This is a genomic window from Ruegeria sp. D7 (assembly GCF_056534355.1).
The window spans coordinates 107272-130661 of record NZ_JBQFPG010000001.1; the positions used below are offsets into that span (position 1 = coordinate 107272).

The 23390-nt window shown below is 57.1% G+C and carries 22 protein-coding genes; 13 read left to right on the top strand and 9 right to left on the bottom strand.

Features of this window, described 5'->3' with window-relative positions; all coding sequences use genetic code 11:
• Positions 1–99 precede the first annotated feature (99 nt).
• Both ACRZ9U_RS00505 and ACRZ9U_RS00510 read left to right on the top strand, forming a co-directional pair.
• On the top strand, positions 100–1008 hold the full coding sequence (locus ACRZ9U_RS00505) for an AAA family ATPase (protein ID WP_170405427.1): 909 nt from the start codon (positions 100–102) through the stop codon (positions 1006–1008).
• A gap of 34 nt (positions 1009–1042) precedes the next feature.
• The gene (locus ACRZ9U_RS00510; protein WP_480901219.1) at positions 1043–2299 is read left to right on the top strand and encodes a vWA domain-containing protein; all 1257 of its coding nucleotides are present in this window, start codon (positions 1043–1045) and stop codon (positions 2297–2299) included.
• 3 nt (positions 2300–2302) lie between these two features.
• Here the strand turns inward: ACRZ9U_RS00510 and ACRZ9U_RS00515 are convergent, their stop codons facing one another.
• Positions 2303–2803: a hypothetical protein gene (locus tag ACRZ9U_RS00515; protein WP_170393237.1), complete on the bottom strand. Its 501-nt coding sequence runs from the start codon at positions 2801–2803 to the stop codon at positions 2303–2305.
• A 206-nt stretch (positions 2804–3009) separates the two neighbouring features.
• On the opposite strand from ACRZ9U_RS00515, the gene ACRZ9U_RS00520 reads away from it, so the two are divergent.
• From ACRZ9U_RS00520 to ACRZ9U_RS00540, 5 genes are all read left to right on the top strand, one after another.
• The gene (locus tag ACRZ9U_RS00520) at positions 3010–3978 is read left to right on the top strand and encodes an XdhC family protein (RefSeq protein ID WP_170405431.1); all 969 of its coding nucleotides are present in this window, start codon (positions 3010–3012) and stop codon (positions 3976–3978) included.
• Positions 3975–4976 carry a molybdopterin-binding protein gene (locus ACRZ9U_RS00525; protein WP_170405434.1) on the top strand — a complete coding sequence of 334 codons (1002 nt, stop codon included), beginning with the start codon at positions 3975–3977 and terminating at the stop codon, positions 4974–4976. Before ACRZ9U_RS00520 ends, ACRZ9U_RS00525 begins: the two co-directional genes overlap by 4 nt.
• Positions 4977–5131: 155 nt before the next feature.
• The gene (locus tag ACRZ9U_RS00530; RefSeq protein WP_170393234.1) at positions 5132–5617 is read left to right on the top strand and encodes a (2Fe-2S)-binding protein; all 486 of its coding nucleotides are present in this window, start codon (positions 5132–5134) and stop codon (positions 5615–5617) included.
• A 51-nt stretch (positions 5618–5668) separates the two neighbouring features.
• Complete coding sequence (locus ACRZ9U_RS00535) at positions 5669–8029, top strand: xanthine dehydrogenase family protein molybdopterin-binding subunit (RefSeq protein ID WP_170405437.1); 2361 nt, start codon at positions 5669–5671, stop codon at positions 8027–8029.
• Positions 8030–8124: 95 nt separating this feature from the next.
• Positions 8125–8916 (top strand): FAD binding domain-containing protein, encoded by a 792-nt coding sequence (locus ACRZ9U_RS00540; RefSeq protein WP_170405440.1) that lies wholly within the window; start codon positions 8125–8127, stop codon positions 8914–8916.
• Positions 8917–8963: 47 nt separating this feature from the next.
• On the opposite strand, the gene ACRZ9U_RS00545 is transcribed toward ACRZ9U_RS00540, so the two are convergent.
• Entirely contained in the window at positions 8964–9863 is a 900-nt protein-coding gene (locus ACRZ9U_RS00545) for a MurR/RpiR family transcriptional regulator (RefSeq protein ID WP_170405443.1), read from the bottom strand.
• Between the two features lie 88 nt (positions 9864–9951).
• Here ACRZ9U_RS00545 and ACRZ9U_RS00550 point away from each other — a divergent pair, with 88 nt between their 5' ends.
• Both ACRZ9U_RS00550 and ACRZ9U_RS00555 read left to right on the top strand, forming a co-directional pair.
• The gene (locus ACRZ9U_RS00550) at positions 9952–10725 is read left to right on the top strand and encodes a beta-keto acid cleavage family enzyme (RefSeq protein WP_170405446.1); all 774 of its coding nucleotides are present in this window, start codon (positions 9952–9954) and stop codon (positions 10723–10725) included.
• Positions 10722–12038: an aspartate aminotransferase family protein gene (locus ACRZ9U_RS00555; protein WP_170405449.1), complete on the top strand. Its 1317-nt coding sequence runs from the start codon at positions 10722–10724 to the stop codon at positions 12036–12038. The genes ACRZ9U_RS00550 and ACRZ9U_RS00555 overlap by 4 nt, the downstream gene beginning before the upstream one ends.
• Positions 12039–12112: 74 nt before the next feature.
• Here ACRZ9U_RS00555 and infC read toward each other — a convergent pair whose 3' ends face one another.
• The 6 genes from infC to ACRZ9U_RS00585 all read right to left on the bottom strand — a co-directional run bounded on the left by infC (position 12113) and on the right by ACRZ9U_RS00585 (position 16958).
• Positions 12113–12703 (bottom strand): translation initiation factor IF-3, encoded by a 591-nt coding sequence (gene infC, locus ACRZ9U_RS00560; protein ID WP_310793657.1) that lies wholly within the window; start codon positions 12701–12703, stop codon positions 12113–12115.
• 116 nt (positions 12704–12819) lie between these two features.
• Positions 12820–13653 (bottom strand): ferredoxin--NADP reductase, encoded by an 834-nt coding sequence (locus ACRZ9U_RS00565; protein WP_170405452.1) that lies wholly within the window; start codon positions 13651–13653, stop codon positions 12820–12822.
• A 105-nt stretch (positions 13654–13758) separates the two neighbouring features.
• Complete coding sequence (locus ACRZ9U_RS00570; protein ID WP_170393227.1) at positions 13759–14166, bottom strand: DUF934 domain-containing protein; 408 nt, start codon at positions 14164–14166, stop codon at positions 13759–13761.
• Positions 14163–14924: a phosphoadenylyl-sulfate reductase gene (locus ACRZ9U_RS00575; RefSeq protein WP_170405454.1), complete on the bottom strand. Its 762-nt coding sequence runs from the start codon at positions 14922–14924 to the stop codon at positions 14163–14165. The genes ACRZ9U_RS00570 and ACRZ9U_RS00575 overlap by 4 nt, the downstream gene beginning before the upstream one ends.
• On the bottom strand, positions 14914–16578 hold the full coding sequence (locus ACRZ9U_RS00580; RefSeq protein ID WP_170405457.1) for a nitrite/sulfite reductase: 1665 nt from the start codon (positions 16576–16578) through the stop codon (positions 14914–14916). Before ACRZ9U_RS00580 ends, ACRZ9U_RS00575 begins: the two co-directional genes overlap by 11 nt.
• A 65-nt stretch (positions 16579–16643) precedes the next feature.
• Positions 16644–16958: a DUF2849 domain-containing protein gene (locus ACRZ9U_RS00585; protein WP_170393224.1), complete on the bottom strand. Its 315-nt coding sequence runs from the start codon at positions 16956–16958 to the stop codon at positions 16644–16646.
• Positions 16959–17203: 245 nt separating this feature from the next.
• Here ACRZ9U_RS00585 and ACRZ9U_RS00590 point away from each other — a divergent pair, with 245 nt between their 5' ends.
• Entirely contained in the window at positions 17204–17677 is a 474-nt protein-coding gene (locus ACRZ9U_RS00590; RefSeq protein WP_010439761.1) for an Lrp/AsnC family transcriptional regulator, read from the top strand.
• A gap of 106 nt (positions 17678–17783) precedes the next feature.
• On the opposite strand, the gene ACRZ9U_RS00595 is transcribed toward ACRZ9U_RS00590, so the two are convergent.
• Positions 17784–18965 (bottom strand): cytochrome P450, encoded by a 1182-nt coding sequence (locus tag ACRZ9U_RS00595; RefSeq protein ID WP_170406423.1) that lies wholly within the window; start codon positions 18963–18965, stop codon positions 17784–17786.
• A gap of 46 nt (positions 18966–19011) precedes the next feature.
• Here ACRZ9U_RS00595 and ACRZ9U_RS00600 point away from each other — a divergent pair, with 46 nt between their 5' ends.
• The 3 genes from ACRZ9U_RS00600 (at position 19012) to ACRZ9U_RS00610 (ending at position 23291) form a co-directional block, all read left to right on the top strand.
• Complete coding sequence (locus ACRZ9U_RS00600; protein ID WP_170405460.1) at positions 19012–20745, top strand: ATP-binding protein; 1734 nt, start codon at positions 19012–19014, stop codon at positions 20743–20745.
• The gene (locus ACRZ9U_RS00605) at positions 20742–21971 is read left to right on the top strand and encodes a sigma-54-dependent transcriptional regulator (RefSeq protein ID WP_170405463.1); all 1230 of its coding nucleotides are present in this window, start codon (positions 20742–20744) and stop codon (positions 21969–21971) included. Before ACRZ9U_RS00600 ends, ACRZ9U_RS00605 begins: the two co-directional genes overlap by 4 nt.
• Before the next feature lie 318 nt (positions 21972–22289).
• Positions 22290–23291 carry a DctP family TRAP transporter solute-binding subunit gene (locus tag ACRZ9U_RS00610; protein WP_480438504.1) on the top strand — a complete coding sequence of 334 codons (1002 nt, stop codon included), beginning with the start codon at positions 22290–22292 and terminating at the stop codon, positions 23289–23291.
• Positions 23292–23390: the final 99 nt, after the last annotated feature.

Below are 23390 nucleotides of genomic sequence, written 5' to 3' on the forward strand. Positions count from 1 at the left end.
CTTGCCGATGAGACAGATCGCCGTAAGTCACTGACGGATGGTGGTCTTGACCTCTGGTTGTGGTCATGACCTGTTGGGGCGCAGGAAAAAGGGGAACTCATGACACAGCCAAACTCCATCGATGCCGTGCAAGAGCTTTTGGGCTCTGAGGGTTATGTCTGTGGCCGGGCTTTGGCGACGGTTGTGTTTCTTTCGCTGAAACTTGGTCGACCTCTATTTCTGGAAGGCGAGGCGGGCGTCGGCAAGACTGAGATCGCTAAGGCACTCGCCACAGGATTGGGGCGGCGCTTGATCAGGTTGCAGTGCTACGAAGGCCTTGATGCCTCTTCCGCTGTGTATGAGTGGAATTTCCCCGCCCAGATGGTGGCAATCCGAACCGCAGAAGCGTCGGGTGGGGCGGACCGAGGCGCGTTGCAGACCGAGCTGTTCTCGGATGATTATCTGATCGAACGCCCCTTGCTGCAGGCCATGCGTCCGGATGCCAATGGGGCACCTGTATTGCTAATTGACGAATTGGACCGGACCGACGAACCCTTTGAGGCTTTCTTGCTGGAGGCGCTCAGTGACTTTCAGGTAACGATCCCTGAGTTAGGTACTGTCAAAGCGCCTGAACCGCCGATCGTGATCGTCACCTCGAACCGCACGCGCGAAGTACACGACGCGCTGAAACGCCGCTGCCTGTATCATTGGGTTGATTACCCTGACTTTGCGCGCGAGATCGAAATCCTGCACGCACGGGCTCCCGAAGCGGCAGAAGCGCTGAGCCGTGAGGTGGTCGCCTTTGTTCAGCGCTTGCGCACTGAAGATTTGTTCAAGAAACCGGGGGTGGCCGAGACTATCGATTGGGCCAAGTGCCTGCTGGCGCTGGACGTTATCAACCTTAGTCCCGAAGTGATCGGCGATACGTTGGGCGCCATCCTGAAATACCAGGACGACATCCAAAAGTTGCAGGGGTCCGAGGCCAAACGCATTCTCGATCAGGCGAAAGCCGATCTCGAACCAGCTTGATGCTTCATATGCTCGAAAATACTTTGGGGGTTTGATGGCCGAACAACTCCCACTCGATATCCCGGACAATCCCAAACTGGCCCAGAACATCACCCATTTTGCGCGCGCTTTGCGCAAGGCCGGACTGCCGATAGGAACTGGGCGCGTGGTTGACGCGATCCGCGCCGTGCAGGCTGCGGGGTTCACTGAGAAAAGAGATTTCTACTGGACGCTGCATGCCTGTTTCGTGAACCGGCCGGAACATCGAACGGTTTTTGCTCAAGTCTTCCGCCTTTATTGGCGCGATCCGCGGTATCTAGAACATATGATGTCCATGATGTTGCCCGCCATTCGCGGTGTTCAGGAGGAGCGCAAAGCGGATGCGGCTGAAAAGCGCGCGGCTGAGGCGTTGTTGGATGGCGTCGAACGCGACTTGCCAGAATCAACCGAGCAACAAGAGGAAAGCGAGATCGAGATCAACGCGACCCAAACCGCGTCATCCGAAGAACGCTTGCGCAACCTTGATTTCGAACAGATGAGTACATCCGAGATCGCCCAGGCCAAACGCATGCTGTCGCGCCTGAACTTACCGGTCAAACCCATCGAGTCTCGCCGAGGTCAGGCCAGTCACCTCGGTCACCGCATTGATCGCGCTCGGACACTTAGGTCAGCGATGCGGCAGGGTGGCGAACTACGCGATATCGCGCACTTGCAACCCAAACCTCGGTGGCCGAATTTGGTTGCGTTGTGCGATATCTCCGGGTCGATGAGCCAATACAGTCGCATCATTCTGCACTTTCTACACGCGGTTTCGAATGCCAAAGGCGCAGGTTGGGCCAAAGTGCACGCCTTCACGTTTGGCACACGCCTGACCAACATCACCCGCCATCTGCATCAACGTGATGTCGATGCAGCGCTGGCCGCTGCTGGGGCCGAGGCGCAGGACTGGGAAGGCGGAACCCGGATCGGAGAATGCCTGCATCAGTTCAATCGCGACTGGTCGCGGCGCGTCATGGGGCAGGGGGCGGTCGTGTTGTTGATCACCGATGGATTGGAACGTGGCGATCCTGACTTGTTGGAAAAAGAAATCGAGCGCCTGCATCTGTCATCCCGCCGATTGATCTGGCTGAATCCGCTGCTGCGTTGGGACGGCTTCGCACCGAAAGCGCAAGGCGTTGCAACGATGCTTCCACATGTCGACAGCTTCCGCGCCGGGCATTCGATTGCGTCGCTGGAAGATCTGGCCGCCGTGATTTCACAGCCAGATGATCAGGGGCAGAAAGCGCGGCTGATGTCCGCGCTTTCCGACTAGCTGTTACGAAAGCTGCTCTTCATTGCACTTCCGTGCCATCTCCATGGCTTTGTAAGTGCCGGTCAGATCGACGGTGAAGGCGAACTCTTTTTCCGGGAACACGACCATTACCTTCTTCTTGGCAAGGTCATCCGCGAACTGAGGGTCGTCCGACAGGACATAACCGCCCGAATAACCCTTGGTGATGTTCCCCTTCATGCCGGTGGCCTCACCAACATAGATATTGTCTCCGATCAGGATGGCGACGGCCTCTTTCTCGCCTTTCTTGATGTTGGTCTCGGCTTTGGTGAAGACGCCCACATAGCCAACGCCGCGATCTTCGGTCAGGCCCATCTGTACGACATTTTCAGCGTCATCAACCGCTTCGATAAGGCAGGATTTCTTGTCCTGATCGATGAAAACCTTCCAGCCTTCGACCTCACCGTATTTCAGAAATGTGTCAGCCCAGCCGGTGCTGGCAGTCAACAGGCCGATCGCTGCTCCGAGTGTAAGAATGCGTTTCAACTGTTTGTCTCCGCTATGAAATATGTTGGGACGATCCCGAATAGGCCCCGGAATCGCATGCAGGCTAGAATGACGCCTTCCAACATTCAACAATTTGCGAATGTGAGTTCAAAATCGGCTTGTTAGCGCCACAAGATCAACCCGCTGAGCGCTTTTCATTGCTCCAAAGCTGACTATGTTGAACCCAAGCAAGGCCGGAGGTCTAAATGGAACGATTCGATAGCAGCCCGGAAACCGCACTAAAATGGTATCGCGCCGGGAAGGGCGCGGCTTTGGCCACTGTGGTTGAGACCTGGGGCAGCGCGCCGCGCCGTGTAGGCGCGCAGTTGGTCATCGCGGGCGATGGTCGGATCGAAGGCTCGGTTTCTGGTGGTTGCGTCGAAGGTGCTGTGATCGTCGAAGCGCTGGAAGCCATAGAGGAAGGCGAGGCAAGGCTGCTAGAGTTCGGCGTAAGCGACGAGGATGCGTTTGCCGTCGGTCTGGCCTGCGGCGGTACGATCAGGGTTTTGGTTGAACCGGTCGGCAAGGTCCTGCCCGAACCAATGCTGGCCGAACTGGTCGCGGCACGGGCGCGGCGCGAACCCTTGGCCTATGAAGTCAATGTCGAGACGGGCCAGCGCGCGTTGCGCCATAATGCCTATTCCGAACGCTTGCGTATGGACAGGTCCGGGTTCGAAGAGGATGGGCAGACCTTTGTCGCTGTCCACAACCCACCGTTACGGTTGATAGTGGTGGGAGCGGTGCACATCGCCCAAGCTCTGGTGCCGATGGCCCGGATCGCGGGTTATGACCCGGCGATTATAGATCCGCGCGAGGCCTTCGCATCGGACGCACGTTTTCCCGGAGAAACCATCCTTACGGATTGGCCGGATGAGGCTGTATCAAAGCTGGGTCTCGACTCGCGCACGGCGCTTGTGTTGCTGACCCACGACCCCAAACTTGATGACCCCGCGCTTCAGGCCGGTTTGGCGGCCGATGTGTTCTACATCGGCGCACTCGGATCTAAGCGCACACATGCCAAACGCGTGGAGCGGATGAAGCAGGCCGGGTTCAACGATGACCAGATTTCACTGATTCACGGACCTGTTGGGCTTGATATCGGGGCGGCTGGACCGTCTGAGATAGCCGTTGCGATCCTTGCGCAGATGACGGCGGTCCTGCGAGGCAGAGCGTGAAGTTTGGTCCGGTACCCGTTTCCGACGCCAACGGCGCGATATTGGCCCATTCCGTCAAAGCGGGAAACCGCAAGCTTAGGAAAGGTATAACGCTTTCGTCCGAGCACATAGCCGAGTTGCACCAAGCCGGTCTGACCGAGGTCACAGTCGCCAGACTGGAGCAAGGTGATTGCCATGAGGACGAAGCCGCAGCGCTGCTGGCAGAAGCGCTTGCGCCAAGTCCCACACAGGCAAATCTGCGTGTCACCGAAGCCTTTACAGGCCGGGTGAATCTTTTAGCGAATGGACCAGGCGTCGCGGTGCTGGATACCGATGCCTTGCAAAAGTTCAATCAGGTCAACCCGATGATCACGGTTGCCACGGTGCCGCAATATCAGCAGATGGCGGCTGGCGGCATGGTCGCGACGATCAAGGTGATTTCTTATGCCGTACCTCGATCCGACGTTGAGAGTGCGGCCCGTCATGCGCAGGACGCTATTCGCTTATCGGTGCCCAAATACGAAAATGCGGGTCTCATCGTTACCGACATTGCTGGCGGGCCATCTAATGAAAAAGGTATCGCTGCTATCCGTAGCCGGGTTGAGTCTTTGGGTATGAATCTGTCAGATGTTCAGGTGGTGCCGCATCGGATGGGCGACTTAACAGCATCGATTTCGACCATTCGGGGTGAGATCGTCATGATCCTGACCGGATCGGCCACGTCGGATAAAGATGATGTGGCGCCTGCTTCTGTGCGGGCGGCGGGGGGTATCGTCGACCGGTTTGGAATGCCGGTCGATCCGGGGAACCTGTTGTTTTTGGGGTCTTCCGGCGGGCGCCCCATCATCGGTTTGCCCGGATGCGCGCGCTCACCAGCATTGAACGGGGCGGATTGGGTCTTGTCCCGTGTTGCTTGCGGAATCGAAACAACGGGCGCGGACATCGCGGGGATGGGTGTCGGTGGGCTGCTAAAAGAAATCCCGACGCGACCACAGCCCCGCGCTGCCAAGAGTAAATGACGCAACGGCAATTTTGCCCTGTTTGGTGGACGCATCATTGTTAGAAGGCTGATCAGCGAAACTGCGGAAAAATCAGGCAAATATTTTTGTTCTCAAACGAAATTTACCGTGTTTAACTCTGGCTTAGCAAATAAGCCAAAAAAGGGGAGGATCTTATGACCAAGGTCTCAATGACCGTGAACGGCGTTGCCGTCAGCGGTGATGTTGAAGGGCGGACTCTATTATCCGGATTTCTACGCGACCACCTGAATTTGACAGGCACACATATTGGCTGCGACACGGCTCAATGTGGCGCGTGCGTGGTGCACGTGAATGGTGAGGCGGTCAAATCCTGCAACATGCTGGCGCTGGAAGCAGACGGCGCGGATGTGGGCACGATCGAGGGGCAGGCGGCCGAAGATGGCACGCTGAACGTGATCCAACAGGCCTTTCAGGATCATCACGGGCTGCAATGTGGATTTTGCACTCCGGGCATGGTGATGAGCGCTGCAGCATTGCTCAAGGATAACCCGCGCCCGACCGAAGGCGAAATTCGCAAGTACCTTGAGGGTAACCTATGCCGGTGCACAGGCTACCACAACATCGTCAAGGCAATCATGGCCGCATCGGGTCAAGACGTTTCCAGCATCGCCGCCGAGTGAGGCGGTTAAGAATTTTCGACGAAAATTCTTTTCCACGGAGGAGAACAAGCAATGCCCAAAGACAGTGGCATCGGAGCCAGTTCCAAGCGGCGCGAGGACGTACGCTTTCTGACCGGAGCAGGCAATTACACCGACGACATCAACGTACATGGCCAGGCCTATGTGCATTTCCTACGGTCCGACATCGCGCATGGCCGGATCACCAACATCGACACATCTGCCGCCGAGGGTATGCAGGGTGTTGTGAAGGTGTTCACCGGCAAGGACTTTGAAGGTGTGGGCGGAATGCCTTGCGGCTGGGAAGTAACCGACCGTCATGGCGCCCCGATGCAGGAACCACCGCATCCCATTCTGGCGCAAGGCAAGGTCCGACATGTAGGCGATCCCATCGCTGCCGTTGTCGCAGACAGCCTTGAACTCGCCCGCGATGCGGCGGAAGCGATTGAAGTGGATATCGAAGAGCTCCCCGCCGTGCTGGATATGAAAGCCGCAGCGCAGGATGGCGCTACGCTTATCCATGAGGATCTGAAGAACAACATCTGCTATGACTGGCATCTAGGCGAAGAAGACAATGACAAGGTCAATGAGGTTTTTGCCAACGCGGCCCATGTCACCACTCTGGACCTGATCAATAACCGTCTGGTCGCAAACCCGATGGAGCCGCGCGTTGCGGTGGCCGAGTACAGCCGGGGTACGGATGAGTACACGCTCTACACCACTTCACAGAACCCGCATGTGATCCGCTTGCTTATGTGCGCATTTGTTCTGGGCTTGCCTGAACACAAAGTGCGTGTCGTAGCGCCTGATGTTGGTGGTGGATTTGGCACGAAGATTTTCCACTACGCGGAAGAGGCGTTCTGTACATTCGCTGCCAAGGCCTGCAACCGCCCGGTCAAATGGACCGCCAGCCGGTCCGAGGCGTTTATGTCGGATGCGCAGGGCCGCGACCACGTCAGCACGATTGAGCTCGCTTTGGACGCGGACAATAACTTCACAGGCCTTCGCACTAACACCTACGCCAATCTGGGCGCGTATCTGTCGACCTTCTCAAGCTCGGTTCCGACTTGGCTGCATGGCACTCTGATGGCGGGCAACTACAAAACGCCGGTCATTCAGGTGAATGTGAAGGCAATGTTCACCAACACAGTGCCGGTGGACGCTTATCGCGGTGCGGGTCGGCCAGAGGCAACCTATCAGTTGGAGCGCGTCATCGACAAGGCAGCGCGTGAACTGGGTGTCGATCCGATCGCCCTGCGTCGCCAGAATTTCATCACCCAGTTTCCGTATGACACACCGGTGGCGCTGACCTACGACACCGGGGATTACAACGGGACGATGGATAAGCTTGAGGCTGCTGCTGATTTGGCTGGCTTTGCCGCGCGGCGGGCGGAAAGCGAGGCCAATGGCAAGCTGCGTGGTCTAGGCGTCAATTGCTATATCGAGGCCTGCGGCATCGCGCCCTCGAACATCGTCGGCATGCTGGGGGCCCGGGCGGGTCTTTATGATGCTGCCACGGTGCGGGTAAACGCCACCGGTTCCATCAGTGTGATGGTTGGTGCACATAGCCACGGGCAGGGGCATGAGACTGCTTTCCCGCAGGTTGTGGCCGACATGATCGGCATCGACGAGTCGATGGTCGAGATTGTGCATGGCGACACCTCGAAGATCCCGTTCGGCATGGGCACTTATGGCTCACGCTCGCTGGCGGTCTGTGGTTCGGCCATGGTTAAGGCGACCGAAAAGGTGATCGACAAGGCCAAGAAGATCGCGGCACACCTGCTCGAGGCGTCCGAGGCCGATATCGAGCTGAAGGACGGTCAGTTCAGCGTCGCGGGCACTGACAAGTCGGTGGCCTGGGGTGATGTGACTCTGACAGCCTATGTACCGCACAACTTCCCATTGGAGGTTGAGCCGGGGCTGGAGGAGACCGCATTTTATGACCCGGCCAACTTCACCTTCCCAGCGGGGGCATATGCCTGCGAGGTTGAGGTGGATCCCGAGACTGGACAGGTGACCATCGAAGCCTTCACCGCTGCGGATGACTTTGGCAACATCGTTAACCCGATGATTGTGGATGGTCAGGTACATGGCGGCATCGGTCAGGGTATCGGTCAGGCTTTGTTGGAAAACTGCGCCTATGACGAGAATGGCCAGTTGCTGAGCGCATCCTTCATGGATTACGCGATGCCACGCGCCGATGATCTGCCGTTCTATGCGGTCGACCATTCCAGCCAGACGCCGTGTACGCACAACCCGTTGGGTGTGAAGGGCTGCGGTGAAGCTGGTGCGATTGGCTCGCCGCCTGCGGTAGTCAACGCGGTTCTGGATGCGCTGAACTCGGGTGGAAAGGCTGTTGATCACATTGACATGCCGATGAGCCCATCGCGTGTTTGGACAGCAATGCATGGTTGAGAGGTTCGGGTGCGAGGGGCCAGCCCCCCCCGCTCCCCCAGATATTTATAGCCAGATGAAGGGCGGATCCGCGCTTTTCGGAAAGGAAGAACGAAATGTACAATTTCGAGTTTGAGAAACCCTCGACCATCGCTGACGCGGTTACTGCGTTGGAAGTTGAGGATGCGCAGGCATTGGGGGGTGGGCAAACCCTGATCCCCACAATGAAGCAGCGGTTGGCCGCGCCATCCAAGCTGGTTTCGGTCAATGGTATCGCTGAAATGAAAGGGGTCTGCGTCGAGGATGATGGCTCGGTAGCGATAGGCGGTGCAACAACCCACGCAAATGTGGCCGCTGAAGCTGCTGGTAACTATCCGGCGCTGGCAGCGCTGGCCGGCCAGATCGGTGATCCTGCGGTGCGTAATCGTGGCACTATTGGCGGTTCGATTGCCAACAATGATCCAGCGGCCTGTTATCCGGCGGGAGTGCTGGGTTCAGGCGCGACCATTGTCACCAATAATCGCCAGATAGCGGCGGATGACTTCTTTCAGGGCATGTTCACGACAGCTTTGGAAGAGGGCGAGATTATCACTTCGGTGCGTTTCCCCGTGCCTCAGGCGGCGAGTTATCAGAAGTTTTTGCAGCCCGCGTCTCGGTTTGCTTTGGTCGGGGTATATCTTGCCCGGTTTGCCGATGGCGTTCGAGTTGCAGTAACCGGTGCAAGCGAGGACGGAGTTTTCCGCTGGGCAGAGGCCGAGGAGGCCCTGAACAAAGAGTTCCGCGCGGACGCTTTGATGGGGCTGCACATCAATCCGATGAACATGATTGGTGATCTGCACGGGAGCAAAAAGTATCGGGCGCATCTGGTCACTGTTATGACGAAACGGGCTGTCGAAGCTTGCAGTTGATCTGATTGTTAATCAGCTTTGAGAGCCTCGGTGAAAGCCGGGGCTCTTTATTCTTTCCGAACTCTTGGGAGCTTGGCGGGGCGCCAGTAGGCGCCGGTGTCTTCTCTGGCTGTCTGATAGCGTTCCACGCGGTCACGCGCGGCTGATCCCCCTGCGGCAAAGAGATGACCCAGCAGGCATTCAAGCACTGCCATCGCTCCGGAGAAGCTGGAAAAGTGATGTTGCGCGCGGGTACTTACAGGCAGCACGATGTCAGGGTCAACACCAGGGGCGATGACGTCGCTATCCGACAATAGCACGATGCGCATGCCGCGTTTACGCGCAAAACGCATGGATTGTATAGTGTCAGAGGAATAGGGGTGAACGGTAATAGCGAAAAGGCAGTCCGCCTCATCGGCCTCGAGCAAATCATCGATGGCTGATCCCATATGTCGCGGGATAAGTTGAAATCCTGGGTGTGCCATCCGACCCGCATAGTGGAGATAGTAGGCCAAAGCATAGCTGGCCCGGGTCGCGGTTAGGAAACAGCGATTAGCTGCAATCATGTACTCTGTGACCTGTTGCATCAAATCAGGATCGGCCAACCGCAAGGAGCGGGCTACGACGTTCAGTTCGTTTTGCGCAAACCCAGCTTGCGCGGCGCTGAATTGCCCCCCCGATTTCATGCGATCCAGCCAGCCCTGACCCAGCCGATCTTCTCGGTCTGTGACAAGGGTTTGGCGAAAGGGTCGTCTGAACGACTCAAAACTGTCGAATCCCATGCGTTGTGCCAACCGCACCAAAACGTTTGAACTGACACCGATCTTTTCGGCGGTAAGCCGAACCGGGTCGAGCCCGAAATCGCCAGGGTGGTCGATGATGTATTTCGCTGCGGCTTGCATTTGCTGAGGCAGGGTGTCGATTTCGTGCCGAAGCTGCTCGGTCAGTTGGGATGAGGTGTGTTGCATTTGGTAAGAAAAACAAATGTTATGAAAAATGCAAATTGAAAACGTTGGCAGGGTGTCTAATTCGGGATCGTGCAAAACAGGTGACGGAATGTCAGAGACTGGTTCGAGGATGGCGGGAAGGCCATATGTGTTGGTGGCTCCGAACGGGGCGCGGCGGGGGCATGGGGATCATCCTGCGCTGCCGATCACAACGGACGAAATCGTCAAAGCTGCGAAGACGTGCAATCGGGCAGGTGCGCAAGGCCTGCACCTGCATGTTCGTGATCAGACGGGTCAGCATTCGCTTGATGCGGGTTTGTATTGTGAAACCATTGCTGAACTGCGTGCTGCGGTCCCTGACATGGACATCCAGATTACGACAGAAGCTGCTGGCGTTTTCGGCGTTCAAGCACAACTTGCTTGTTTGCAAAATGTGCGCCCGGACTGGGCTTCGATTTCGGTGCGCGAGATTGCACGGTCGCCCGAACTTGCGCCAAAGGTCTACGCACTATGCGCGGAACAAGGGACTCGTGTTCAGCATATCCTCTATGATGTCGCTGACGTCGAGTTACTGACCCATTGGCAGGCTGAAGGGGTGGTAAAATCGGATCAGGTCGACCGTCTGCTTGTCCTTGGTCGCTATGCCACGGCGCAGGAATCGAGTCCGAATGATCTGGATGTGTTTCCGCACAGCGCTGATCCATGGATGGTCTGTGCCTTTGGAGGGCAGGAGCATGCGTGCCTGCAAATGGCCGCGCAGTTGGGTGGCGATGTGCGCGTGGGTTTTGAGAACAGCCTTGCCGGTCCGGATGGACAAACCTGGGCTGACAATGCCGCATCCGTCGCGGCGCTGATTGATCTTCTGAAAAGGACGTCGACATGAGTCACGTATTTCCACGCCATACAAAGTCGGAACTGCCTGAGGCCGCTGGTGGTGACGGCTGTTATCTCATCGACTCAACCGGCCGTCGCTATCTGGATTGTGGTGATGCTGCCGTTTCATGCCTCGGCCATTCCAACGCCGCTGTGGTCAAAGCGGTGCAGGATCAGGTGGCGCAGATTGCGTTTGCGCATACGGGCTTTATGACCTCGGCACCGGCCGAGGCACTGGCCGATCTGCTGATTAAACACTCCCCCGGCGAACTGGACCGGGTCTATTTTGTCTCGGGCGGGTCAGAGGCGACCGAGGCTGCTATCAAACTGGCGCGGCAGTATTATCTGGAAACCGGCCAGCCTGAACGCCGTCATGTCATAGCGCGCCGACAAAGCTATCACGGCAACACTTTGGGGGCACTTTCGGCGGGTGGCAATGAATGGCGGCGGGCGCAGTTTGCACCGATGCTGATCGAGATGACTCATATCGCTCCTTGCTATGAGTACGCCGAAAAGCCTGAGGATGAGAGCAGTTTTGAATATGGTCAGCGTGTTGCGAATGAGCTGGAGGCAGAAATCCTGCGCCTTGGGCCTGAAACGGTCATGGCTTTCATGGCGGAGCCGGTGGTTGGTGCGACGCTTGGGGCTGTTCCGGCAGTCGAGGGGTACTACAAGCGAATCCGTGAAATTTGCGATCAACACGGCGTTCTTCTGATCCTCGACGAAGTAATGTGCGGCATGGGGCGTACCGGGCATTTGTTTGCCTGTGATCATGACGATGTCACGCCGGATATTCTTTGTATCGCCAAAGGGTTGGGGGCTGGGTATCAGCCTATCGGAGCGATGCTGTGTTCGGGTCGAATCTATGATGCGATCCGGGATGGATCGGGCTTCTTCCAGCATGGCCACACCTATATCGGTCATCCGGTTGCGACTGCGGCTGCGCTTGCCGTTGTACAGGAACTTACTTCTCGTGAACTGCCAGCGCGGGCCGGCGTAATGGGGGGCAAATTGCAGAGCATGTTGGAAAACAAGTTTGGCCAACACCCGAATTTCGGGGACATACGGGGCCGCGGCTTATTCCGAGGAATTGAGTTGGTCGAGGATCGGGATACGAAAACTCCGTTTGATCCGTCGCGTGGCCTAGCGGCCAAGATCAAGAAGGCCGCTATGGCCGAGGGATTGATCTGTTACCCGATGTCGGGAACGCGTGATGGACGCAACGGAGATCATATCCTCCTAGCACCGCCCTTTATCATCGAAGATGACCAACTGGTCGAGCTTGTAGACAAGCTGGATCGGGCGATATCCTCGGTGATCTGATTTAGGCGAGAAGCCAGAAAACAAAGAAGCCCCTCCGATTTCGGAGGGGCTTTTGTCATTCTACAAAAGAAAACCTACTTCTGTGGCAGCGGGCCAATCATCATGATCATCTGACGGCCTTCCATCTTGGGCATGTTCTCGATCTTGCCCAGATCCTTGACGTCTTCGGCCACACGTTCCAGCAGCTCACGCCCCAGGTTCTGGTGCGCCATCTCGCGGCCACGGAAACGCAGGGTGACTTTGACCTTGTCGCCGTTCTCAAGAAACTTGAACACGTTGCGCATCTTGACGTCATAGTCATGCGTATCGGTGTTGGGCCGGAACTTGACCTCTTTCACCTCGATGATCTTTTGCTTCTTGCGGGCTTCGCTTTCGCGTTTCTGCTGTTCGTACTTGAACTTGCCGAAATCCATGATTTTGCAGACCGGAGGGTTCGCGTTGGGCGAAATCTCAACCAGATCGAGACCGACGTCGGCGGCCATTTGCATGGCTTTTGCGGGATGAACCACCCCGACATTTTCGCCTTCGGCGCCAATCAGGCGAATTTCGGGAGCACGGATCTTGTCATTGACGCGCGGGCCGGTATCTCGCTGTGGCGGCGCGTTGTGAGGTCTGCGGGCTATGGGTTCATTCCTTTGATGATTGCAGAATTTCGAGCCCGGAATTTAGACCGGGCTGAGAGGTGTTTCAAGCGGCATAAATTGCAAGCCGCATGAATTTTCCATGAATTTCGTGAGTTTTTGCCGGTTTAGGGTGTCGATAACCCCACCGGCAAACCCCATTAGCCCACAAATGCCTTTTCAATCACGAATTCCTTGGGTTCGGAATTTGCACCTTCTCGCAAGCCGAACTCTTCCAGAATTGCTTTGATGTCATGGTTGAAGGCAAGGCTGCCACAAACCATCGCGCGATCAGTATCTGGCTTGATACCACCTTCGATGCCCAGATCGGCAAATACGGTGCCGTCTTTCAACAGCTCGGTTATACGGCCCATCTTTGGGCTCTCTTCCCGCGTGGTGGTGGGATAATAGCGAATCTTGTCGGCGAAACCGTCACCAATTAGTTCGGCCAGCAACTCGTCCTGTTTGACGCTCTCGATCAACTCGCGACCGTAATCCAATTCAGCTACGTCGCGGCAGGTATGGGTGATGATAACCTCGTCATAATCCTCATAGGTCTGCGGTTCACGCAGCAGCGACGCGAAGGGCGCAAAGCCTGTGCCGGTGGCGAAGAACCAGATGCGCTTGCCGGGCAGCAATGCGTCATGCACCAGCGTGCCGACGGGTTTGGGCCGAAGGATGATCTGATCACCAGGCTGGATGTGCTGCAGTTTTGAGGTCAGCGGGCCGTCTTGCACTTTGATCGAGTAGAATTCCAGTTCCTCATCCCATGAAGGCGAGGCGATGGAATAGGCGCGCAACAGCGGTTTGCCATTATCGCCCAGTAGGCCGATCATAACGAACTCACCCGAGCGAAAGCGCAAGGAAGCCGGGCGCGACACCTTGAAAGAAAACAGGCGGTCGGTCCAGTGCTTGACCTCGGTCACGGTCTGGGCATCGGGCAGGACAGGGGCCTTAACGGCGGTTGCTTCACTCACGGGTTTCATCTCTGTCATCGTTTCACTACCGGTCTGCTAAACCGACATCTCCGTTTAATCTTTGATCCAAGTCAGGAAAAGGGGCAGATTGCCCCTTTCGTATCACAGGTTGGCGATGGCGGGTCAGCCGCGCAGGCGGGCCTGGTAGTTGTTGTCCTGCCAATTGGCCCGGGCCAGCCACTGATCTTCGGGCTGCCGGTTCGCCAAGGTGTCATCAATTTCGACTTCGTCAAAGCCGCTACGACGCGCCATGGCGTATTGGTCTGCAAGAACATGGCCTTTTGCCCGCAGGCGACCTGTATAACCTTTCAGACGCAGAACGCGCGCGATCGTAAAGCCGCGCCCATCCGCTGAGGATGGAAAGTCCACGCGCACCATCTGGGCGCTGCCCAGCCGGTCAAACAGTTCATCGGGGTCAGTGTCCGAGGCGATATCCAGTGCAACCACGTCATTCGCTGCATCGTCCAGCGTGACATAGCCATCGGTCCAATCATCGGGGGCAAAGCCCTCGTCGTTTACGATTACGTTCATGTTTTCTCTCCGATGCGCACCATTTTTCCATCAACAAAATGGATGCCGCATTCTTCCTTGTTCTGATCGCGCCAGCGCCCGGCGCGGGGGTCTTCGCCTTCTTTGACCGGCGAAGTGCAGGGCGCACAGCCGATCGAGGGGTATCCTTTGGCCACCAGCGGATGCCGGGGCAGGTTGTTTTCTTCCATATAGGCGCGCACATCGTTGGGCGCCCAGTGGGCCAAGGGGTTGACCTTGATCCGGCCGGTTCCGTCCTCGACCTCGAAAAAGTCCAGCGCGGCACGGGTGCCGGACTGAAACCGTTTGCGCCCAGTGATCCAGCCACAATACCCAGTCAGAGCTTTCTGCAGCGGGAAGGTCTTGCGCAGGTTACAGCAGGCATCGGTGTCACACAGACGCAACGCGCCATAAGGATCGTCGCGCTGAACATCTTCATCCTCGGCGCGGATGATCTGCACATTGCGCAGGCCCAGACGCTCGCTGACCTCCTGCTGGTATTCCAGCGTTTCGGCAAACAGCATTTGGGTGTCCACGAACAGCACTGGGGTCATCTTGTCGACCACTGCAGCCATATGCAGCAACACCACCGATTCCGCGCCAAAGCTGGAGACCAGAGCAAGCTCCTCGATCTCGTCCAATGCGCCATGCATCACATCATGGGCACTGTGGTGGCGGAAGCGGGCGTTCAGCGCCTCGACCTTTTCGGTCAGTTCGGCGCGGTCAGCCCCCAGTTCCGTTTGGATCAGGTCAAGCGGCATTGGCCTGTGCCTCGGGGTAGAGCGCCGCTTTGAACGGTGCCATGCCAACGCGGCGATAGGTCTGCAAGAAGGTCTCTTCAGCGCTGTCGCGCTGCTCCAGATATGTGTCGACGATGCGCTCGACCGCCGGAACGATCTCGTCATAGGCGAAGCCCGGGCCAGTACGATCACCGATGGCTGCGGATTCGGTACCGTCACCACCCAGAGTGATCTGGTAGTTTTCGACGCCAGCGCGGTCCAGGCCAAGAATGCCGATGTGACCCACATGGTGGTGACCACAGGCGTTGATGCAGCCCGAGATCTTGATCTTCAGGTGGCCGATATCATGCTCCAGTTTCAGGTCTTCGAACCGGGTCGCGATTTCCTGCGCCACGGGGATCGAACGTGCCGTCGCCAGTGCGCAGTAATCCATACCGGGACAGGCGATAATGTCGCTGATCAAGCCGATATTTGCGGTGGCCAGCTCGTGTTCTTTCAGCGTTGCGTGGATCGCGGGCAGGTCGGATTTGTGGACATGCGGCAGGATTACGTTCTGCTCATGGCTGATACGCAGTTCGTCGTAGGCGAACTCTTCGGCCAGATCGGCCATCACGCGCATCTGCTCTGCAGTCGCATCGCCCGGCGTCTGGCCGTGCTTCTTGATCGAGATCGTGACGATCGCGTGGTCCGCGTTTTTGTGCGGCGCGATGTTGGTGTCGACCCACGAACGGAAGACCGGATCGTTGGTGTAGGCACTCTCGAACGAGGCAACCGAACCATCACGGAAGGCTGGAGGCGCAAAGTGGCCTTTGATTTCTTCCAGCAGGCTCATATCCGCGCCTTTGAATTGCGGGCGAACCTTCAGGAATCGCTCGTTCACTTTGGCACGGATGGCGTCGATGCCATGCTCGTGCACGGTGATCTTGATGCGCGCCTTGTACTTGTTGTCGCGACGGCCGATCTGGTTCCACACGGAAACGGTGGCCTCAAGATAGGCCAGCAGGTCGTCAAAGGCGACGAATTCCGATAGCTCTTTGCCGATCATGGGCGTACGGCCCAGACCACCGCCAACGATGACGCGGGCACCCAGAACGCCATCACGCTCGACCAGTTGCAGGCCGATGTCATGCGCCTTGATCACGGCGCGGTCATTCTCGCTGCCGGTGATGGCGATCTTGAATTTGCGGGGCATGAACTGGAATTCAGGGTGGTCGGTTGACCACTGGCGCAGCAGTTCGGCATAGGGGCGCGGATCAGCGACCTCATCCGCGGCGGCACCGGCGAAATGATCGGCGGTCACGTTGCGGATGGTGTTACCCGAGGTCTGGATGGCGTGCATGCCAACCTCGGCCAGTGCGTCCAGCATATCCGGCACGTCGTTCAGCTTCGGCCAGTTGTACTGAATGTTCTGACGGGTGGTAAAATGGCCGTAACCTTTGTCCCATTTCTCGGCCAGCAAAGCGAGCTGACGCATCTGAGCACTGGACAGCGTGCCATATGGAATAGCGACCCGCAGCATATAAGCGTGCAATTGCAGATACAGACCATTCATCAGGCGCAGTGGCTTGAATTCGTCTTCAGTCAGCGAACCGTCAATGCGACGCTCAACCTGCGCACGGAACTGCGCGTTGCGTTCTGCCAAAAATGCTGTGTCGAACTCGGAGTAGCGATACATGTTTAGCTGTCCTTAGTTGCAGCCCCGGACCCGGGGCCTTGAAGGGGAGAGAGAATGGCCTGAGATCAGGCCCGAGGCTGCGGGGAGGTTTCCTGTTTGCCGTGGGCATAGTTGGACGGACCAGTCCGGCGGAAATCCTCCCGAAAGTGGGTGGGTTCGGGGCCGTTTTCTCCGGCCACCGCGTCGGCAAGATAGGCACCGACGATCTTGTTGGCCTGACGCGCGGCATCCAGCAGACGAACCTGAGCGTGGGCTTCGTCCGTGATCAGTTCGGCATCGGACAACTCGCGCGACCACCGGTCATCTTCGGTCTGGTAAATCACATCACCTTCCAACAAGTCGTTGGCGGTGACGACTTTGGGGGTAAAAGCGCGGGCCATCAGGCAAGCTCCTTATTGAAAACCGAGACTTTGTGCGGGTATTGCGCAACTCGGGCGACGCCGGGTTTGTGAATGCGCATATTTGTTTGTTTGACCTGCATCGGATCATCTCGTGACTGAATTGACTTGTGTGCCAATATAGGAAATATTCCCGCCAAATCGCCATATGCGTGAAGAAATAAGAACAGATGTTCTATCTGCGGCGAGTGGAAGAAGGTTTGTTCTGAATTGGAAGGGAAATTGGAATGTCGGTGCGAATAGACGACACGGATCGGAAAATTCTAGCCGAGCTGCAACGGGATGCCAGCCAGTCGCTTGACGAAATCGCAGCCCGTGTAGGGAGCTCCAAGACGCCGGTTTGGAATCGCATTCGCAAGCTGAAGGGGGCAGGGGTCATTGGCCAGCAGACCGTATTGCTGGATGCCGAAGCGTTGGGCTTTGAGGCCACATTCTTTGTGCTGATCCGTACGTCGGAACATGAGGCTGAGTGGCAGCAGAAGTTCCTGAAAGCGTTGCGCGATCGTCCAGAGGTTCAGGAAGCGCACCGTTTGGCTGGAGACATCGATTACATTCTGAAAGTGCGCGTCAAGAACGCGCGTGCGTATGATGCGTTTTATCAGGCGTTGATTTCAGAGGTACGGGTGCACAACGTCACAGCCTTGCTTTCGATGGAAGAGATCAAATCGACCACAATGCTGCCATTGAAGTCTGTCGGATAGTTTGAAGCGTGAATGGGGGCGCCGCCCCCGCCGCCCGAAGGCGACTCCCCCAAGATATTTATGGCCAGATGAAGAACGGTTCCGGGTTTCTTGACAGGATATTAAGTCAGACCGTTACCATGAGTTTGGTCAGCCCGTGGAAATGGTAGCTGTCCGAATATTGCGGCTCTGCCGTCAGCTTTAGCTTTGGGCATTGCTGGAACAGCATGGGCAGGGCGATCCGCATCTCAAGCCGGGCCAGCGGAGCGCCTACACAGAAGTGAAGGCCACCACCAAAGCTAGCATTGGCGCTTACATCTCGCATTGGGTCGAATGTATCGGGTTGGGACCAAGCAGCAGGGTCGCGATTGGCTGCGCCCAGAAGCAAGGCAACTTCGTCACCACGCGCAAAGCGGTGACCGAAGAGTTCAATATCTTCATAGGCATAGCGTCTGAACATGTGCAGTGGTGGATCGAAACGCAGGATTTCCTCGACTGCGCCGTCGATGGTGCCGGGCGTCAGGACATACTGCTGTGTACCCGTCGTCAACATAGTCTTCACGCCATTGCCGATGGCGTGCACGGTGGCTTCGTGACCGGCGTTCAGCAACAAAATGCAGGTCGTGATCAGCTCGTCCCGCGAGAGTTTTTCACCATCTTCCTCTGCCGCGATCAACCGGGTGATCAGATCGTCATGCGGGTCAGTGCGGCGTTTTTCGATGTATTCTTCGAGATAGGTGGTAAAGGCTTGTGTGGCACGGACGGCTTCGTCTTCGGTCTGGCGCGTCCGGTTTGCCTGATACATGGCCACCATGGCGTGCGACCACTGCAACAGTTGCGGTGCCATGTCTTCTGGCACACCAAGCAGACGGCAGATCGTGATCACGGGGACCTGGGTGCAATAGGCCTCCAGCAGATCGAAGGGGCCAGCGGGGAACTGCTTGATCAAATCGTGGCACAACTGTTCAGTGGACCCCTCAAGTGCCGTGATCGCGCGAGAGGTAAACGCCCGCAGTACCAGAGAACGCAATCGAGTATGACGCGGGGGTTCAAGCTCTAACATCGAATGGGATTCGACTTCTAGCCAGGGTGCAAGATGCTCTGGGCCGGGTTTTGCAAGTTCCGCCGGGATTTCACGCCCGAAGCGCCGATCGCGCAGCAGAATTTGCACCGCTTTGTGCGAGACAGCCGCGACAAGGCCGTAGTCTTTCCAGTAGAACAGATCGCCCGACTGACGTGCGCTGTCATAAAAGGGGTATGGGTTTTGCACGAATGCCGGGTCGGTCGGGGATTGGGTCAGCGTCTTCATGCGGTGCAGACTTGCCATGGCGGCTGCTGAATGCAAGACCCTAGATATGCAACGTTTTTGGATCATAGCCGGTTTCTTATGCGCGGTCGGATTGCTGTCAGCGGCGGTCTGGACTTATGGCTATCGTCAGGCCCTGTCGCAACTGAGCGAGAAGGCCGAGGCTGATTTGGAACTGGCCGCCGACCGTCTGAGCACGCAAATGCAGGTCTATCAGGAAGTGGCCGCCTTGATGGCGGATCATCCTGCTTTGCAGGAGCTAGAAACATCAGAACAGCAACGGGCCGCCCGAAAGGTGCTGCTGGATGTGGCAGACAAAACCGCTGCCGTTAACGTTATGTACCTGAATCCGGAGGGTCAGGTTCTTGTCGCGGCCCAACCGGTGACGCAGCGCGATATGTCCGCACATCCGGCCTTCGAGCGCGCCATGCAAGGTGCCTTGGGCAGCGCGCATGGGGTCGAAGACGCAAGCGGCGATCGCATCTATTCATATGCGGCCCCTGCATTTGGGGAATTGGGGCAGATACAAGGCGCGTTGATGGTTCTGGCCGATGTGCAGGACGTTGAACAAACTTGGCGCGGTAGCACCGATGCGGTGTTTTTCGTTGATACGGATGGGGTTGTCTTTATCTCGAACCGTTCGGATCTGCTGCTATGGCGCCGCGGGCAAGGGCAGCAAGGCCTGATGTCACCAGAAGGTGAGAATGTCGATTTCGCCTCAACCTGGATTGCGGGATATGAAGTGTGGAAGCTCGATTGGGGTCGCTATCTGCCCCGTCGCGCCTTGCATCTAACGCTCGATCTTCCGGTGATTGCGATGACCGCAGAGATGCTGGTTGATGTCGCTCCGGCGCGTCGGTTGGCGGGGTTGCAGGCGGCGGCGGTTGCGGCGATCTGTTTCGCCTTTGGTGCTTTGTTGTTTCTGGCCTCGGAACGCCGTCGGACACTTGCAGAGGCAAATACCGTGCTGGAAAGCCGGGTCGCGCAACGTACGCGCGCCTTGACGGCGGCTAATAGCGCTTTGCGCCACGAAGTTGCCGAGCGGCAGGAGGCGGAGGCCGCGCTCAAACAAGCGCAGGCCGATTTGGTTCAGGCTGGTAAGTTGAGCGCTTTGGGCAAGATGTCGGCTGGCATCAGTCATGAATTGAACCAGCCCTTGATGGCGATTCAGCAGTTCGCCGACAACGGGTCCGCCTTTCTTGAGCGCGGCAAGGGCCAGAGAGCTGGCGAAAATCTGGGCCGCATTTCCGATATGGCCGCACGCATGGCGCGGATCATCAAGAACCTGCGGGCCTTTGCGAGAAATGAAAGCGAACCAATGGGGCGCGTTGATCTGGTTCAGGTTCTGAACACTGCCACAGAATTGACCGAGGCGCGCCTGCGCGATGAGAATGTCGCGTTGGAGTGGGTGCCGCCAAAGGATGCGGTCTTTGCTTGGGGTGGAGAGGTGCGACTGGTACAGGTGTTTGTGAACCTAATCAATAATGCAGCGGATGCGATGGTCGATCGACCGACGCGCAGGATATTGGTCACTCTGTCAGGGGGGAAGCCTATTCGCGTGTCGGTGCGGGATACCGGACCCGGCATCGAGGATCCCGACCGCGTGTTTGAGCCGTTCTACACCACAAAAACGGTTGGGTCGTCCGAGGGGATGGGTCTGGGGCTGTCGATATCCTACGGTCTGGTTCAGAGCTTCGGGGGGGATATTCGCGGTGCCAACACGGACGAGGGTGCTGAATTCACGGTTGAACTGGAACCCTTTGAAGAAGATGAGGCAGCATGATCCGCAAAGTGCTTTTGGTCGATGATGATGCCGCCGTACGTGAGGCCTTGGCGCAAACCCTCGAATTGGCCGAGTATGAACCGGTCACCGCGGGATCTTTCGTGGCCGCAAAGGATCATATTCATCGTGACTTCGGCGGTGTGATCATCTCAGATATTCGCATGCCGGGGCGGGATGGGTTTCATCTGCTCGCATACGCGCGCGAGGTTGATCCTGAGCTTCCGGTGGTATTGCTGACAGGTGAAGGCGATATCCCGATGGCGGTACAGGCCATGGGGCAGGGAGCATTTGATTTTCTGGAAAAGCCCTGTGCAGCAGCGGACTTATTGGCGGTACTCGAGCGAGCCTTCGCAGCGCGCGCAGAAATTCTGCAGGAACGCGAGCAACGGCGCGAACTTGAGCGTGGCGATCCCGCAGCACGCATGCTGTTCGGGTTGTCAGATCAAGCCGAGGCCTTGCGTGAGCGAGTGCGGAGCGTAGCGCCAACACGGGCCGAGGTACTGGTTACCGGGCCAGCGGGTAGCGGAGTTTCAAAGGTCGCTGAAGTTGTCCATCTGATGTCTCCGGTTGGACAGGGGCCATTTGTCAAACGCCCTGCCTCAGGCCTGAACCCGGATGATTTATTGCGTGTCTGCAAGGACGCGGCAGGCGGATCGCTGTATCTGGATGAGATCTCGGCGATGTCGGATGCCACGCAATACGCCGCGCTGGAACTTATCGAACAAGGGACGGAAGCCAGAATCATCGCGGGGGCAACGGCTGATTTGTCTGACCTTACTGCACAGGGCAAATTCAATGCCGATCTGTTCTATAGGTTGGACGTCATGCGGGTGCGTATCCCGGCGCTGTCAGAACGGCCCGAGGATATCCCCGTCATCTTTCGCCGTTATGTGGCGCAGGCCGCTGAGCAGGCCGGGATTGCAGAACCTGAAGTGACACCCGAGCATCTGGCCTCGCTGATGGCGCAGGATTGGCCGGGCAATGCCCGATCGTTGATGTCGGCGGCAATGCGGTTTGTGTTGGGGATGCCGGATGAGGTTGCACAGGCCGCTGATCTGGGGTTGAGCGAGCAATTGGCGCGTGTTGAGAGGTCTTTGCTGATTGCAGCCCTTGGGCGCCACAATGGCAAGGCTGCGGATGCCGCCAAGGCACTGAAGCTGCCGCGCAAAACTTTTTATGACAAGCTGACCCGCTACCACATTAGGCCAGAAGACTATCGTCGTTAGCAAAACGCTTCCACTAGGGCGGGCTGCGGTTGCGCTGTGGCTTAAGCGAGCGATTCGCTCGCATCGATTCGGATATTGTGCGGAAATTCGCACAAGGTGCTGACTGCCTGTGCGAAAAATCGCACAGCGTAGTTCTGCCGAAACACCAGATTTATAACGAACATCATTTAACGGTAAGAAATTATTTGGAAAAAACAGATTTCAGCAACATCTAAACAAAATGTTGAGAGTGAGGAGCCGATTCGGTTCACTCCGCAACATACGGCGCTGATTGGGCGCTCGATGGAAGTTTTAGGGAAGTCTGGGAGGATAAGACTGATGAAATTCCTGACAACGGCAGCAACCGCAATCGCACTGTCCGTGACAGCGACCGCTGGTGTAGCAGCTTGCGATGATGGCGAGATCGTCGTGAAGTTTGCGCATGTGACCAATACGGACAAACACCCCAAGGGCATCGCCGCTTCGCTGCTTGAGCAGCGCGTCAATGACGAGATGAACGGCGTGATGTGCATGGAGGTTTATCCGAACTCCACTCTTTACAACGATGACAAGGTTCTTGAAGCGATGCTGCAGGGCGACGTGCAGTTGGCCGCGCCCTCACTGTCGAAGTTCGAGAAATTTACAAAGCAATTCCGCCTGTTCGATCTGCCGTTCATGTTCAAGAACATCGATGCTGTGGATGCGTTCCAAGCCTCGGCTGATGGTCAGGCGATGAAAGACAGCATGCAGCGCCGCGGCCTTCAAGGGTTGGCATTCTGGCACAATGGCATGAAGCAGATGTCTGCGAACAAGCCGTTGGAAGATCCTTCGGATGCGAACGGCCTGAAGTTCCGCGTTCAGTCTTCGGACGTATTGGTTGCCCAGATGGAAGCAATTGGTGGCAGCCCTCAGAAGATGGCGTTCTCGGAAGTGTACGGTGCTCTGCAACAGGGCGTTGTTGACGGGCAGGAAAACACCTGGTCGAACATCTACGGCAAGAAGTTCTTCGAGGTGCAGGACGGCATCACAGAAACGAACCACGGTATCATCGATTATCTGGTTGTAACTTCAGTTGACTGGCTGGACAGCCTGGAGCCTGAAGTTCGCGATCAATTCCTGACGATTCTCGCCGAAGTGACCGAGACCCGTAACAAGGAGGCCTTTTCCGTAAACGAAGCTGCCAAGGCTTCGATCACTGACGCAGGGGGCATCATCCGGGAACTGAACCCCGAGCAGCGCCAGGCCTGGGTCGATGCGATGAAGCCAGTCTGGGACAAATTTGCCGGTGACGTTGGTCAGGACAAGATCGACGCCGCACAGGCGATCAACGCCGGGTTCTGATCCCGGTTCAAGCCACGCGTCCGGGGACTGGGGAGTTATGGACGCATAGGCTGGGCGGGCCTTAATGGCCCGCCACACTCCCACCACTCTCATCAAAAA

Coding starts and splice junctions, on each gene's coding strand:
- ACRZ9U_RS00505 (WP_170405427.1), top strand. CDS start 100: ATGACACAGCCAAACTCCATCGATGCCGTGCAAGAGCTTTTGGGCTCT.
- ACRZ9U_RS00510 (WP_480901219.1), top strand. CDS start 1,043: ATGGCCGAACAACTCCCACTCGATATCCCGGACAATCCCAAACTGGCC.
- ACRZ9U_RS00520 (WP_170405431.1), top strand. CDS start 3,010: ATGGAACGATTCGATAGCAGCCCGGAAACCGCACTAAAATGGTATCGC.
- ACRZ9U_RS00530 (WP_170393234.1), top strand. CDS start 5,132: ATGACCAAGGTCTCAATGACCGTGAACGGCGTTGCCGTCAGCGGTGAT.
- ACRZ9U_RS00535 (WP_170405437.1), top strand. CDS start 5,669: ATGCCCAAAGACAGTGGCATCGGAGCCAGTTCCAAGCGGCGCGAGGAC.
- ACRZ9U_RS00540 (WP_170405440.1), top strand. CDS start 8,125: ATGTACAATTTCGAGTTTGAGAAACCCTCGACCATCGCTGACGCGGTT.
- ACRZ9U_RS00545 (WP_170405443.1), bottom strand. CDS start 9,863: ATGCAACACACCTCATCCCAACTGACCGAGCAGCTTCGGCACGAAATC.
- ACRZ9U_RS00550 (WP_170405446.1), top strand. CDS start 9,952: ATGTCAGAGACTGGTTCGAGGATGGCGGGAAGGCCATATGTGTTGGTG.
- ACRZ9U_RS00555 (WP_170405449.1), top strand. CDS start 10,722: ATGAGTCACGTATTTCCACGCCATACAAAGTCGGAACTGCCTGAGGCC.
- ACRZ9U_RS00565 (WP_170405452.1), bottom strand. CDS start 13,653: ATGACAGAGATGAAACCCGTGAGTGAAGCAACCGCCGTTAAGGCCCCT.
- ACRZ9U_RS00570 (WP_170393227.1), bottom strand. CDS start 14,166: ATGAACGTAATCGTAAACGACGAGGGCTTTGCCCCCGATGATTGGACC.
- ACRZ9U_RS00575 (WP_170405454.1), bottom strand. CDS start 14,924: ATGCCGCTTGACCTGATCCAAACGGAACTGGGGGCTGACCGCGCCGAA.
- ACRZ9U_RS00580 (WP_170405457.1), bottom strand. CDS start 16,578: ATGTATCGCTACTCCGAGTTCGACACAGCATTTTTGGCAGAACGCAAC.
- ACRZ9U_RS00585 (WP_170393224.1), bottom strand. CDS start 16,958: ATGGCCCGCGCTTTTACCCCCAAAGTCGTCACCGCCAACGACTTGTTG.
- ACRZ9U_RS00590 (WP_010439761.1), top strand. CDS start 17,204: ATGTCGGTGCGAATAGACGACACGGATCGGAAAATTCTAGCCGAGCTG.
- ACRZ9U_RS00595 (WP_170406423.1), bottom strand. CDS start 18,965: ATGAAGACGCTGACCCAATCCCCGACCGACCCGGCATTCGTGCAAAAC.
- ACRZ9U_RS00600 (WP_170405460.1), top strand. CDS start 19,012: ATGCAACGTTTTTGGATCATAGCCGGTTTCTTATGCGCGGTCGGATTG.
- ACRZ9U_RS00605 (WP_170405463.1), top strand. CDS start 20,742: ATGATCCGCAAAGTGCTTTTGGTCGATGATGATGCCGCCGTACGTGAG.
- ACRZ9U_RS00610 (WP_480438504.1), top strand. CDS start 22,290: ATGAAATTCCTGACAACGGCAGCAACCGCAATCGCACTGTCCGTGACA.